Source organism: Halobacillus litoralis (assembly GCF_004101865.1).
Taxonomy (GTDB): Bacteria; Bacillota; Bacilli; order Bacillales; family Halobacillaceae; genus Halobacillus; species Halobacillus litoralis_A.
Window position 1 is genome coordinate 3,414,488 of record NZ_CP026118.1, and the last position, 12,649, is coordinate 3,427,136.

The following is a 12,649-nucleotide window of genomic DNA, read 5'->3' on the forward strand; positions in this document are numbered from 1 at the left end:
CGTTATAATCCAAGTGAATTGTGGAATATACAAAATATAGCATGAGAACAACTGGCACATATTAAATGTGAAGAAGAATAAATAGAAAGGTTGTGAATGACATGGAATTGACTTTAGAAGTGAACGGTATGACTTGTGAACAATGTGAAAAAGCAGTAAAAGGATCATTAGAAAAGCTGGAAGGTGTTCATGGAGTAGAAGTTTATCTCGATAGTGGAAAAGTGAATGTTACGTATGATGAAGCATATGTAACAAAATCATTGATGAAAGAAGCGATTGAAGCTCAAGGATATGAACCAGTAGGATAAAGTAAGCCCGGCGTTTAGCCGGGCTTTTATTTTTATTGAACCGTATAAGGCAGCTGCGTCTTATAACCATTAAATTGCTGATAGGCCTGTTGGATTTTTTGGGGTTGTTCTTGCTCAATACTATACCAGCCATTTTTAAACATCAGGTTATATAAATTTCTTTGGCAGTCTTGTGTTTCCTTGAAGATAGTAGCTAGATCCTGGTAGAACGTCTGATTACTGGCTTCATTCAATGCTATATTATAAGAAGCTGTCATATATTTTTCAGTGGTCAATTGATCATTGATGAAATCTCTCTCGTTCATTTGCGGTGTTTTAGGAACACTGGTTTCAGGGTTTTGAATTTTTTGTGATTGATTCATTACCATTCTCCTTAATTCATCGTTTTGGATTGGGTATCAAGATGCTTGAGGATTTTATCATAATGACGTTGGTGCATTTGACCAGCTTCTTCTAAAGCAGCTTGAATTTCAGGTGTCTGACAGTTTTGAGCAAAGAAATGTGCTTTTTTACATGCGTTCAAATTCCATGACAACATATCTGTTATATAAAGTTGATCTTTTGTACTTACAATGTCAGGAACTTGAGGCATCGGTTGTGACTCTTGCATAGATGATTGATTGTGCTGTTCCATAAAGAATCCCTCCTTCTATAGTCATGATTAGTATGACCTTAAGGCAGATTTCTATAAAAGAAAAACAGAAATTGAAAAAATATCGTGGAGCTACATGTCGAAGAAGGGATAATATTTCCCCATTAATCATCAGAAATGATAAAATAGTATTATGTTAACGGTTACAAAAGAGATATTAGAAGATATAGGATTGTACCAGAGGTAGGGGGGGAGAGGCATGGAACGTTTACTCAGGAATTTTTTCCTATTCTTATCAAAAAATCGTTTTTTTACTAAGTTAGCTAAAAAATATGGATTGCGTTTCGGTGCAGGGAAATTTGTAGCAGGTGAAACCGTTCCCGATGCTGTGAAAACCATCCAGCAGCTTAATGATAAGGGTATGGCTGTCACCATTGATCATCTGGGTGAATTTATTGATAGCAAAGAAGAGGCTAGAGAAGCAGCGGATGGCTGTATCGACGCCATCAAAGCTATTGGTGAACATAAGCTGGATTCTCAGCTTTCCCTGAAGCTGACTTCTATGGGCTTGGACATATCAGACGAGGTCGTATTGGAAAATATGCGGCGAATTCTGGGAGTTGCTGAACAAGAAGGTGTATTCGTCACCATCGATATGGAGGATTTTGATCGTTGTGAAAAGACCTTGGAAATCTTCAAAAAGCTAAGGTCAGAATTCGACCACATAGGTACTGTTTTACAATCTTACCTTTACCGTACAGTTGAGGATATAAAGGAATTGGATCAATACAATCCAAACCTTCGATTAGTAAAAGGTGCTTACAAAGAATCACCGAAAGTCGCTTTTCCTGATAAAAAAGACGTAGACGAAAACCTTAAGAAAATCATCCGACTTCACATGTTGAATGGCAACTATACGGCAGTGGCAAGTCATGATGACTCAATGATTGAATACACAAAACAATTGGTTGAAGAGAATAATATATCCAAGGACTTGTTTGAGTTCCAAATGTTGTATGGGATTCGTGTGGAGCGTCAAGAAGAGTTAGTGAACGAAGGATATAAGATGCGCGTTTATGTTCCTTATGGGAATGACTGGTATGGTTACTTTATGCGCCGTTTAGCAGAGCGACCAGCTAATGTAGCTTTTGTTCTAAAGGGTGTATTTGGAAAGTGAAGGAACAGACGCCTCTTTTACCGGGGCGCCTTGTTCATAAAGGGAGTGCACGATTCGATTTCAATAAGCATAGAATGAATCGACAATCAAATGTGATAGCTCCCTCCCTGAACATCGTGTAAGAATTTACATGATTATGGAGAAAAGGATTGCGAAATATCAGAAAATATTTTATATTATACATAGATACGAATTAGCCGTAACTTATTTTTTTGGCTTTAAAATGAATGAGTATTCATTCAAAGAAATAGGGGGAAATGTAATGCAACAGAAAATTAAACGAGCAGCGGTTCTTGGCTCAGGTGTTATGGGAGCAGGCATAGCTGCCCACTTAGCTAATGTGGGAATCCCGGTTTTGATGCTGGATATCGCTCCGAGCGAATTAACAGATGAAGAAAAAAAGAGAGGTTTGAAGCTTGAAGATCGTGCTGTTCGCAATCGGATCGTCACCGAAAATAAAAAAGCATTATTAAAACAAAAACCTTCACCACTAAGCAGTAAAAAGAATTTGGATTTAATTGAGGTCGGCAACTTCAGTGATGATATGGAACACTTGTCGGAAGTCGACTGGGTGATAGAGGTTGTCGTAGAGAATTTGGATATTAAAAAGAAAGTCTTGGCAGATGTTGACCGTCATAGAAAAACAGGATCGATTGTCAGTTCCAACACTTCTGGTATATCAATCGAAGCCATGTCTGAGGATTGCAGTGAAGACTTGCGCAGCCACTTCCTCGGCACGCACTTCTTTAACCCGCCGCGCTATTTAAAGCTTTTAGAAGTCATTCCCACCAAACAGACGTCATCTGAAGTCTTGGAATTTATGAAAAGGTTTGGAGAAGATGTCTTAGGAAAAGGTGTAGTCGAAGCAAAAGATACACCAAACTTCATTGCTAATAGAATCGGTACTTATGGTTTATTAGTAACTGTCCAGCAAATGCTTGAAAAAGGTTATTCAGTCGGAGAGGTTGATTCTGTTACCGGTCCGATGATCGGTCGACCTAAGAGTGCCACATTCCGAACATTGGATGTAGTCGGACTGGATACATTCATCCATGTTGCGAACAACGTCTATGACCAGGTGGAGGGTGAAGAGAAAAAGTCATTTGAAGTTCCTTCATTCATGAAATCTATGCTCGAAAAAGGTTGGTTAGGATCGAAAAGCGGTCAAGGATTCTTCCTTAAAAAGAAAGGTGAACAAAGCAGCGAAATCCTGCAATTGAACCCTGAAACTCTTGAATACGAAGCAAGAGGGAAACTGAAAACAAAAGCTACTGAAATGGCTAAACAGGAAAAAGGAGCGAAACGCAAACTGAAAGCACTCATTTCAGCTGAAGGGGATCGTGCGGGTGATCTTGTATGGTCTGTCATCAAGCCAGTATTGATTTACTCTGCTGAACTGTATGGTCAGATTGCTGATGATGTTCCTTCTATTGATGAAGCTATGCGCTGGGGATTCGGATGGGAATTAGGCCCATTTGAAATATGGGACAGCATTGGAGTTCGAACTTCTGTAGAACGAATGAAGAAAGAAGGAGAAACCGTTCCCGATTGGATTGAAAACATGCTTAAAAAGGGTGACGAGTCCTTTTATAAGAAAGAAAATGGAAACGTTTACTATTACCATGCTGGTGAATATAGACAACAATCATTTAACGAAAAAAATATCAATTTGAAGCGGTTGAAGGAAACGAGAGAGGTCATCAAAAAGAATGCAGGTGCTAGTTTAATCGACATCGGCGATGGAGTGGCTTGTTTAGAATTTCACTCCCAAAGTAATGCGATCGGCCTGGATATCATTCAAATGATCAATTTCTCGATTGACCACGTTGAAGCAAATTATGAAGGTCTTGTCATTGGAAATCAGGCGAAAAACTTCTGTGTCGGTGCTAATCTTGGAATGATTTTAATGGAAGCTCAAGATTACAACTTCTTTGAAATTGAAATGGTCGTTAAAAATTTCCAAGATAGTATGATGAAGCTTAAGTATTCTGATAAACCTGTAGTTGTTGCACCATTCGGAATGACGCTTGGCGGGGGAGCAGAAGTTTGTTTGCCGGCTGACTCAATTCAAGCATCTCCGGAAACCTATATGGGGCTTGTAGAACCAGGTGTAGGGCTGATCCCTGGCGGTGGAGGGAACAAAGAACTCTATATCAAACACTTGAGAAATATACCTCAAGGTGTCGATTTCGACTTACAAAAAATAGCCAATAGTGTATTTGAGAAAATAGCCATGGCGAAAGTTTCGACTTCAGGGGAAGAAGCGAAAGAGAATGGATTCCTTGATCAAATGGATGCAATCAGTGCTAACGGGGACCACCTCCTTCATGACGCTAAACAAAAAGTGCTTGGCCTGGCACGGTCCGGTTACACTCCACCAAAACGGGTGAAGATCCCAGTCGTCGGAGAGCAGGGGTATGCCACTATGATGCTTGGGGCAAAATCACTTGCTCTCAGTGGATATGCGAGTGAGCATGACTTGAAGATTGCAGAAAAGCTGGCATTTGTTTTAGCAGGAGGACGATTGGCACAAGGTTCTTTTGTGGATGAGCAATATTTGCTGGATCTGGAACGCGAAGCATTCTTGAGTCTCATAGGTGAGCCAAAGTCACAAGCGCGTATGCAACATATGCTCATGAAAGGAAAACCGCTACGCAACTAAATTTTTGAAGAGGGGGAAGCAACGTGAAAGAAGCAGTCATTGTATCAGGTGCACGGACCCCTGTGGGTAGAGCGAAGAAAGGTTCGCTTGCCCACACGCGTCCAGATGATTTAGCTGCACTTACTATAAAAGAAACATTAAAACGTGCCAATCAATATGAAGGAAACATAGATGATGTGATTATTGGTTGCGCCATGCCAGAAGCCGAACAAGGAATGAACATGGCCAGAAATATCGCCGGTCTTGCAGGGCTTCATCACAAAGTGCCTGCGATTACCATAAACAGGTACTGTTCCTCAGGGTTACAAAGTATCGCATATGCTGCTGAGAAAATCATGTTAGGTCATAGTGATACAGCTATCGCGGGCGGGGCCGAGTCCATGAGTCTAATTCCGATGGGTGGCCATGTGATCAAACCCAATGTGCAGTTAGTAGAACAGGCTCCAGAGTATTACATGTCAATGGGACACACAGCAGAGGAAGTAGCCAAACGTTTCGACATATCAAGAGAAGATCAAGATGCTTTTGCTGTCCAAAGTCATGAAAGAGCAGCCAAAGCGATTAAGGAAGGGAAATTCAAAGATGAAATCGTCCCTGTAGAGGTCATGAATCGACATCTAGATGCTGACTTCAAAGTGAATGAAAAAACTTCCACATTTTCTATGGATGAAGGTGTACGACCTGGTACCACGAGAGATGTGCTAGGTAAATTAAAGCCTGCTTTCTCAACGACAGGAACGGTCACAGCGGGTAATTCCTCTCAAATGAGTGATGGGGCGGCTTCCGTTTTAGTCATGGAGCGTGAAAAAGCGGAAGAAGAAGGACTGACGCCACTTGTGAAATTCCGGTCTTTTGCAGTGGCAGGAGTTGAACCCGAGATCATGGGAGTCGGTCCGATTGAAGCAGTTCCGAAATCTCTCCGACTAGCTGGTTTGTCTTTATCAGACATTGGATTATTTGAATTGAACGAAGCTTTCGCATCCCAATCCTTACGGGTGATCAGAGAGCTTGGTTTAGATCCTGAAAAAGTCAATGTAAATGGTGGAGCTATTGCTCTGGGTCATCCTCTTGGATGCACAGGGACTAAATTGACATTAAGCCTGATTCATGAAATGAAGAGAAGGAATGAGCAATTTGGTGTTGTGACAATGTGTATTGGTGGCGGTATGGGAGCTGCTGGAGTATTTGAACTAATATGAATGGGGAGGAAAACATTATGAGTGATACAAAAGAAATGATCAAAGGTGGAGGGTTCATCGTTGAGGATTTAGCTGCAGAAGATGTCATAACACCGGAAGATTTCACAGACGAACATTTGATGATTGCTAAAACAGCGGAAGACTTTGTTTTAGGAGAAGTTGTACCAAAGATTGATAATTTAGAAAACCATGAATTTGAACATTCCGTTGCACTATTGAAAAAGGCTGGTGATCTTGGACTGCTTGGAGCGGATGTACCTGAAGAATATGGTGGTCTGCAATTAGATAAAATCAGTTCATCTTTGATTACAGAAAAGTTTTCTCGTGCAGGGGGATTCTCGGTCACTCATGGCGCTCATGTAGGTATCGGGTCTTTGCCAATTGTATTCTTCGGTAATGATGCTCAAAAGAATAAATACCTCCCTGTATTGGCCACTGGAGAAAAAATAGCGGCCTATGCTCTAACCGAGCCGGGATCTGGATCAGATGCACTAGGGGCCAAGACGACTGCTAAACTTAATGATGCTGGTACTCATTATATTCTCAACGGAGAAAAGCAATGGATTACGAATTCCGCCTTTGCTGATGTGTTCGTCGTTTACGCTAAAATAGATGGGGATAAATTCACAGCCTTCATTATTGAACGCGATTACCCTGGAGTTTCTACAGGTCCAGAAGAGAAGAAGATGGGAATCAAGAGCTCATCTACTCGAACATTGATCTTAGAAGATGCTGAAGTACCTGTAGAGAATGTGTTGGGAGAAATCGGTCGCGGCCATGTGATTGCGTTCAATATCCTGAACGTAGGACGATACAAACTTGCAATAGGAGGAGTCGGCGGATCCAAACGTGCTTTAGAACTTTCAGTGAAATATGCGAAAGCACGCAAGCAATTCAAAACCCCAATCGCTAGTTTCCCACTTATTCAGGAGAAGATCGGGTCTGTAGCCGCCAACACCTATGCAAATGAAAGTTCTGTGTATCGGACAGTCGGGTTATTTGAGCAGAGCATGGGTAAACTCTCAGATGAAGAGCTCAAGGATGGCGCTGCTGTAGCGAAAGTTATCGCTGAATATGCTATTGAGTGTTCTCTGAATAAAGTGTTCGGTACTGAGTTACTTGATTTTGCAGTGGATGAAGCGGTGCAAATTCATGGAGGCTATGGATTTATGGCTGAGTATGAAGTAGAGAGAATGTATCGGGATTCACGGATCAACAGAATCTTCGAAGGAACGAATGAAATCAACCGTATGATTGTACCAGGTACATTATTGAAGAAAGCTATGAAAGGAGAACTGCCTCTCCTTCAGAAAGCACAAGCACTACAGGAAGAAATCATGACCATGATGCCTGAAGAACCAGGAATTGAAGCATTAGAACAAGAAAAATACTTGTTGAAGAACGCGAAGAAGATCGGATTGCTTGCCGCAGGTCTGGCTGCACAGAAATATGGTGAAAAACTTGAGAATGAACAAGAGTTGCTCGTTAATATCGCTGATATCGTAGGGGAAATTTACAATATGGAATCAGCGATTCTCCGTACCGAAAAAGCCATCAACAAAAATGGAGAAGAAAAAAATAATCAAAAACTTCTCTATACACAGGTATATGTGCAAGAAGCGTTCAATCGCATAGAAGGTCATGCGAAAGAGACACTAATCGCTGCTGAATCTGGTGATTCTCTTCGGATGATGCTGGGTGCATTACGCAAGTTGACACGGCATACACCGATCAACGTGATTACTAAAAAACGTGCGATTGCTAAAACATTGATCAATGCAGAAAAGTATACGGTTTAAGCCCTGAGCATTCAGAGCCCCCTTCTTCACTTTGTTAATGAAGTTAGGGGGTTTTGTCTGGGATTTTAAGCTTATTGATTTCCTTTGTTTCATGCATCCCGTCCACATTTACCTGTCCCTTTAAGGAAATTACACATTTGTTCCTATATTAGATTCATACATTTTCATGAAATTCCCGGCTTCAGTATGATAAAATATAAAACAACAAGTTGGAAGGAGGATGGTTGAATGTCTGTAACTTTCTATTGGTATCCGAGTTGTGGTACTTGTAAAAAGGCGAAGAAGTGGTTTGATGAAGTAGAGATTGACTACGAATCAGTACATATCGTTAATGATCCACCTTCTGAAGAACAGTTGAAAGATTACGTGAATATGAGTGGCAAACCAGTGAAGAAATTCTTTAATACGAGTGGCAAGAAGTATAGAGAACTGAATATGAAGGAAAAGATAAAACAAGCGAGTGAAGAAGATATGATCAAATGGCTCGCTTCTGATGGAATGCTGATCAAACGTCCAATTGTAACAGATGGTGAATATGTGACTGTTGGATTCAACCAGGAAGAATTCGAAAAAAATTGGGCGAAGTGAGCAGAACGTTGGAAATAAAAGCTTTTTGCTTTTATGTTTATAATTGCTGTTAAACTATAATTATTATTGTGGAGGTTTTCTTAATGAGCTTACCAAAAGACTTGCTTTACTCTGAAGAACATGAATGGGTGAAAGAAGAAGGAGAAAAAGTCCGTATTGGAATTACTGACTTCGCTCAGTCTGAACTCGGAGACATCGTATTTGTAGAGCTGCCGGAAGTCGGCGAAGAATTAGAAGCAGACGAACCATTCGGAAGTGTAGAATCAGTGAAAACTGTGTCTGAATTGTATGCACCTCTCAGCGGGAAAGTTGTAGAAATCAATGAAGAATTAGAAGATAGTCCGGAGTTTGTCAACGAGTCTCCGTATGATAAAGCTTGGATGGTGGTTGTTGAACCAAGCAATTCATCTGAGAAAGAGGAATTGATGTCTCCAGAAGAGTATAAAGAAATGATAAATGAAGATTAATTCTTATTAAATTTACAAGCAATTGTACAGACAGGGCTACATATGCTTCCTTGTCTGACATGATCGCGTTTGATCTTATCATGTTCAGACCATGCCCCTTTGGCATGGTCTGTTTCTATATAGAAGGTGATGAAGATGGATGGAGAACGTATTGTCATTGTAGAGGGTATCACAGACAAGAAGAAGCTGAAAAAGGTGCTGGATGAAGAAGTTGAAATCATTTGTACACATGGGACCTTAGGAATAGAGCGCATGGAAGAAATGATTCTCGATTTTAATTTGGATGAGCGCTCTGTCTATATTTTAGTTGATGAAGACGATTCAGGCTATAAGTTGCGTAAGCAATTAACTGAAGAGCTCCCCCACGCAGAACATATTTATATTGACAAAGCTTTTCGTGAAGTGGCGGCGACCCCTGAGCCCGAGATAGCTAGAGCTTTGCTGAGCAGACATTTCAATGTGAAACCGATTTATCTAATTTAGGAGGACTCCTGTGCAAGAACTTGTACCTAATGAAACCGTAGAAATGATTCGTGCTGATAGAATAACACTCACTTTTGTACAAAGCCCTTTTTGCGGTACCTGTCACTTGGCGAAAAAAATGCTTTCCACATTGGAAGCTTTGTATGAAAAAGATATTTTCCAAGAAATGAACGCTTCTCTTCACTCATCACTGATGGAGCACTTTAAGATTAAAAGTGTGCCCTGCCTTTTGGTGACCAGAGAAGGAAAAGTGATTGAAAAAATTTATGCATTTCATTCTGTTCCATTTATGAGGGACAAAATATCTAACTATGTAGAATAAGTTAATAATTACCCGGGAAATGACGAAGGGCTCCTCCTCTTGTGAAATTACGAATTGGGAGGAGTTTTATGTTGGTGACTTTTAGAGAAGAAGACATTGTAAGTCGAAGTGCTGGTTTGAAATTTTGATTCAAGTCAAAGTACTCGAGTTATTTCCAGTGGTGTTATGTATGATTTTCCTGCACTGCCCCCATAAAGGGAAGTCCTGACAAGGGAGTAAAAGAAAAGGAGTCGGATGACAATGCATTGAACTCTCCCTTGCCACGACCTTATATGAAAAGTAATCCATAGTAATGCGTTAGGGGGGGGCTGATGTTATCTAAATTAGGGCACCGAGAGATTCTACAACATCCAAAAAGGATGCTTGATCGCCAATGCGGTCATGAATGTTTCCTTGTTGGTCGATGATGATGGTCGTCGGAACGCCCTGGCAAGCATACAAGTCATATGTTATACGTCCCTCATCAACGAGAGTCGGTTGATTTAAAAACTTTTCAGCGAATTCAACGCCTTCTTTTACATCCCGTTCCCTTCCTGAAACATTTATAGTTACCATCTTCACTTTTTCGTGATCCACAGTACTGTAAAGCTGTTCTTTCTTGGGAAGGTCTTTTCCACAATCAGGACACCAAGAGGTCCAAAAGGTCAGGACGATAACTTTCTCTATGTCATCCTCCAGGTTATAAGTTGATTCTCCAGTAATATAAGGGAGTTCAAAATGAGGGGCTTGTTCTTTCATAATCATTCTCCTTGTATAAGATGAAATTAACGTTTGACGTTATTCTCAACCCCATGCTAACATATATTATAATTTCATAACGACATCTTCACTTATCCAGAGTGGCGGAGGGACTGGCCCGACGATGCCCAGCAACCGGCAAAATAATGCACGGTGCTAATTCCAGCAAAGTCATCAGACTTTGACAGATGAGAAGAGACAGACAGGGAATCTCTTCTATTTTGAAGGGGTTTTTTTAGTTTCAGTTGATAGAGGATATCATTGCGGTCGTTTGTTAAAGGATACTTTGACACTCATTCATCCAAATAATTTTGAAATTTGTCGAAATACCACGGGTTATAGTTGACACAAAATTCCCACAGTGCTAGAATCCATCTTGTGATGCTAAAGTGAGTTAAAGTAATAATAAGTTAATATGCTAAAATCTCTTATCTAGAGTGGCGGAGGGACTGGCCCTGTGATGCCCGGCAACCGGCAAGTGAAAACTTGGTAAGGTGCCAATTCCTGCAAAGTTGAAATTCCTTTGGCAGATGAGAGAACAGATATTAAGACGACACAAAAACGCCTTTCTGTTCTCATAACAGTAAGGCGTTTTTTTGAAATGGAGGGAGACACCATGATTTCAATCGAAGGCTTATCGAAAATCTTCCATACGAAAGACCAAGAAGTTAGAGCGGTGGATGATTTAAGTCTAAATATAGACAAAGGAGAAATTTATGGAGTAATAGGTTACAGTGGTGCTGGTAAAAGTACCTTCATTCGACTTTTGAACCGTTTGGAGGACCCCACTGAAGGAAGTATTACTATGGATGATCAAAATTTGACAGCTTTAAGTAAAGGAAAGCTTAGAGTCGCCAGGCAAGAAATAGGGATGATTTTTCAGCATTTCAACCTTTTATGGTCACGAACGGTCTATGATAATATATCCTTCCCTTTAGAAATTGCAGGGGTATCCAAAGGAGACCGCCAAAAAAGGGTTAATGAATTGATTGAACTTGTAGGGCTGAGTGGGCGCGGCAATTCATACCCTTCCCAATTGAGTGGAGGACAAAAGCAAAGGGTTGGAATCGCCAGAGCTTTGGCTAATAATCCAAAAGTGCTGCTTTGTGACGAAGCTACTTCTGCCTTGGATCCCGAGACTACAGATTCAATTTTAGACTTACTTGTCGATATCAATGAAAAATTAAGCTTGACGATTGTTCTCATTACTCATGAAATGCATGTCATCCGCAAAATCTGTCACCAAGTAGCTGTCATGGAACAGGGGAAAATCGTTGAGCAAGGTGATGTACTAGATGTATTTTTACATCCAGAAAAAAAAGTCACTAAAAGATTCGTGGACCAAGTAATGGGGGATCCGGAAAAAGAAACTTCTATGCAGTTGATCAAAGATAATTATCGAACTGGTGAAATCATTAAGCTTCACTTTGTTGGTGAGAGTACTAACCAAGCTTTAATCAGTGATATATCAAGAAAATTCGAGTTAGATATAAATATCCTTCATGGGAAAATCACTCAAACCCAAAAAGGGGCGTACGGAACAATGTTCGTCCAGTTTGACGGGGAACAGAGTGAAATTGAGAGAGCAATAGAGTATATTGAATCGACCTCTGTAGAAGTGGAGGTGAATCCTCATGTTTAATCAGTTATTTCCGAACGTAAGAATGGAAGACATGATAACAGCTACAAATGAAACCATTTATATGACACTGATTTCTGTTGCTGGAACGTTCGTTATTGGATTATTACTAGGCTTATTACTTTATTTATCTGGTCCAGGGGGGCTCTGGCAGAATAAAATGCTGAACTGGGTCACAGCATCGCTTGTTAACATATTTCGTGCCATTCCATTTATTATTCTAATTTTGCTATTGTTCCCGTTTACGGATTTCTTAATGGGTACGATTCGAGGACCTAAAGCCGCTTTGCCAGCTTTAATCATAGGAGGAGCGCCATTTTATGCACGTCTGGTAGAAATTGCATTGAAAGAAGTGGATAAAGGTGTTGTAGAAGCAGCCAAATCAATGGGGGCTAAATACTCAACTATCGTTTTCAAAGTACTGCTGCCGGAATCAATGCCAGCACTAATCTCCGGGATTACTGTCACGGCCATTGCATTGATTGGTTATACCGCTGTAGCAGGCGCGATTGGAGCTGGTGGTTTAGGTGACTTTGCTTATTTCTATGGATTCCAGCGTAGTAACTGGGATGTAGTGTTTATGTGTACTGTCATCATCATTATTATTGTTTTTATTTTCCAATTCATCGGGGACTTAGCAACCCGTAAATTGGATAAAAGATAAAAAATATATAT

General features: G+C 40.5%; 14 protein-coding genes and 2 riboswitches. Of the genes, 11 read left to right on the forward strand and 3 right to left on the reverse strand.

Features of this window, described 5'->3' with window-relative positions:
• Positions 1-101: 101 nt before the first annotated feature.
• Positions 102-308, forward strand: coding sequence for a cation transporter (locus HLI_RS16860; protein WP_128526081.1), 207 nt, complete (start codon positions 102-104; stop codon positions 306-308).
• A gap of 32 nt (positions 309-340) precedes the next feature.
• Here HLI_RS16860 and HLI_RS16865 read toward each other — a convergent pair whose 3' ends face one another.
• A complete protein-coding gene (locus tag HLI_RS16865; RefSeq protein ID WP_128526082.1) occupies positions 341-670 on the reverse strand; it encodes a spore coat protein in 330 nt (109 codons plus the stop codon).
• Between the two features lie 11 nt (positions 671-681).
• Complete coding sequence (locus tag HLI_RS16870; protein ID WP_128526083.1) at positions 682-942, reverse strand: hypothetical protein; 261 nt, start codon at positions 940-942, stop codon at positions 682-684.
• A gap of 217 nt (positions 943-1,159) precedes the next feature.
• Here HLI_RS16870 and HLI_RS16875 point away from each other — a divergent pair, with 217 nt between their 5' ends.
• From HLI_RS16875 to HLI_RS16910, 8 genes are all read left to right on the forward strand, one after another.
• Entirely contained in the window at positions 1,160-2,077 is a 918-nt protein-coding gene (locus tag HLI_RS16875) for a proline dehydrogenase family protein (protein ID WP_128526084.1), read from the forward strand.
• A gap of 262 nt (positions 2,078-2,339) precedes the next feature.
• Positions 2,340-4,739, forward strand: coding sequence for a 3-hydroxyacyl-CoA dehydrogenase/enoyl-CoA hydratase family protein (locus HLI_RS16880; RefSeq protein ID WP_128526085.1), 2,400 nt, complete (start codon positions 2,340-2,342; stop codon positions 4,737-4,739).
• Between the two features lie 23 nt (positions 4,740-4,762).
• Entirely contained in the window at positions 4,763-5,938 is a 1,176-nt protein-coding gene (locus tag HLI_RS16885; protein ID WP_128526086.1) for an acetyl-CoA C-acetyltransferase, read from the forward strand.
• Between the two features lie 17 nt (positions 5,939-5,955).
• The gene (locus HLI_RS16890; protein WP_128526087.1) at positions 5,956-7,737 is read left to right on the forward strand and encodes an acyl-CoA dehydrogenase family protein; all 1,782 of its coding nucleotides are present in this window, start codon (positions 5,956-5,958) and stop codon (positions 7,735-7,737) included.
• A 228-nt stretch (positions 7,738-7,965) separates the two neighbouring features.
• Positions 7,966-8,325, forward strand: a complete 360-nt coding sequence (locus HLI_RS16895; RefSeq protein ID WP_128526088.1) for an arsenate reductase family protein — start codon at positions 7,966-7,968, stop codon at positions 8,323-8,325.
• Positions 8,326-8,408: 83 nt separating this feature from the next.
• Positions 8,409-8,792 carry a glycine cleavage system protein GcvH gene (gene gcvH, locus HLI_RS16900; protein ID WP_128526089.1) on the forward strand — a complete coding sequence of 128 codons (384 nt, stop codon included), beginning with the start codon at positions 8,409-8,411 and terminating at the stop codon, positions 8,790-8,792.
• Between the two features lie 135 nt (positions 8,793-8,927).
• A complete protein-coding gene (locus HLI_RS16905; protein WP_128526090.1) occupies positions 8,928-9,275 on the forward strand; it encodes a toprim domain-containing protein in 348 nt (115 codons plus the stop codon).
• A 10-nt stretch (positions 9,276-9,285) separates the two neighbouring features.
• Positions 9,286-9,597: a thioredoxin family protein gene (locus HLI_RS16910; RefSeq protein WP_241655877.1), complete on the forward strand. Its 312-nt coding sequence runs from the start codon at positions 9,286-9,288 to the stop codon at positions 9,595-9,597.
• A 318-nt stretch (positions 9,598-9,915) separates the two neighbouring features.
• Here HLI_RS16910 and HLI_RS16915 read toward each other — a convergent pair whose 3' ends face one another.
• Positions 9,916-10,335 (reverse strand): TlpA family protein disulfide reductase, encoded by a 420-nt coding sequence (locus HLI_RS16915; RefSeq protein ID WP_128526091.1) that lies wholly within the window; start codon positions 10,333-10,335, stop codon positions 9,916-9,918.
• An 89-nt stretch (positions 10,336-10,424) separates the two neighbouring features.
• Positions 10,425-10,530, forward strand: a riboswitch (SAM riboswitch).
• A 230-nt stretch (positions 10,531-10,760) separates the two neighbouring features.
• A riboswitch (SAM riboswitch) is annotated at positions 10,761-10,872 on the forward strand.
• A 79-nt stretch (positions 10,873-10,951) separates the two neighbouring features.
• Here HLI_RS16915 and HLI_RS16920 point away from each other — a divergent pair.
• Positions 10,952-11,977, forward strand: a complete 1,026-nt coding sequence (locus tag HLI_RS16920; RefSeq protein ID WP_128526092.1) for a methionine ABC transporter ATP-binding protein — start codon at positions 10,952-10,954, stop codon at positions 11,975-11,977.
• Complete coding sequence (locus HLI_RS16925; protein ID WP_128526093.1) at positions 11,970-12,638, forward strand: methionine ABC transporter permease; 669 nt, start codon at positions 11,970-11,972, stop codon at positions 12,636-12,638. The genes HLI_RS16920 and HLI_RS16925 overlap by 8 nt, the downstream gene beginning before the upstream one ends.
• Positions 12,639-12,649: the final 11 nt, after the last annotated feature.

What these genes read in the sequence shown, in the direction of transcription:
- HLI_RS16860 (WP_128526081.1), top strand. Translation starts at nt 102, where the DNA reads ATGGAATTGACTTTAGAAGTGAACGGTATGACTTGTGAACAATGTGAA.
- HLI_RS16865 (WP_128526082.1), bottom strand. Translation starts at nt 670, where the DNA reads ATGAATCAATCACAAAAAATTCAAAACCCTGAAACCAGTGTTCCTAAA.
- HLI_RS16870 (WP_128526083.1), bottom strand. Translation starts at nt 942, where the DNA reads ATGGAACAGCACAATCAATCATCTATGCAAGAGTCACAACCGATGCCT.
- HLI_RS16875 (WP_128526084.1), top strand. Translation starts at nt 1,160, where the DNA reads ATGGAACGTTTACTCAGGAATTTTTTCCTATTCTTATCAAAAAATCGT.
- HLI_RS16880 (WP_128526085.1), top strand. Translation starts at nt 2,340, where the DNA reads ATGCAACAGAAAATTAAACGAGCAGCGGTTCTTGGCTCAGGTGTTATG.
- HLI_RS16890 (WP_128526087.1), top strand. Translation starts at nt 5,956, where the DNA reads ATGAGTGATACAAAAGAAATGATCAAAGGTGGAGGGTTCATCGTTGAG.
- HLI_RS16895 (WP_128526088.1), top strand. Translation starts at nt 7,966, where the DNA reads ATGTCTGTAACTTTCTATTGGTATCCGAGTTGTGGTACTTGTAAAAAG.
- gcvH (WP_128526089.1), top strand. Translation starts at nt 8,409, where the DNA reads ATGAGCTTACCAAAAGACTTGCTTTACTCTGAAGAACATGAATGGGTG.
- HLI_RS16905 (WP_128526090.1), top strand. Translation starts at nt 8,928, where the DNA reads ATGGATGGAGAACGTATTGTCATTGTAGAGGGTATCACAGACAAGAAG.
- HLI_RS16915 (WP_128526091.1), bottom strand. Translation starts at nt 10,335, where the DNA reads ATGAAAGAACAAGCCCCTCATTTTGAACTCCCTTATATTACTGGAGAA.
- HLI_RS16920 (WP_128526092.1), top strand. Translation starts at nt 10,952, where the DNA reads ATGATTTCAATCGAAGGCTTATCGAAAATCTTCCATACGAAAGACCAA.
- HLI_RS16925 (WP_128526093.1), top strand. Translation starts at nt 11,970, where the DNA reads ATGTTTAATCAGTTATTTCCGAACGTAAGAATGGAAGACATGATAACA.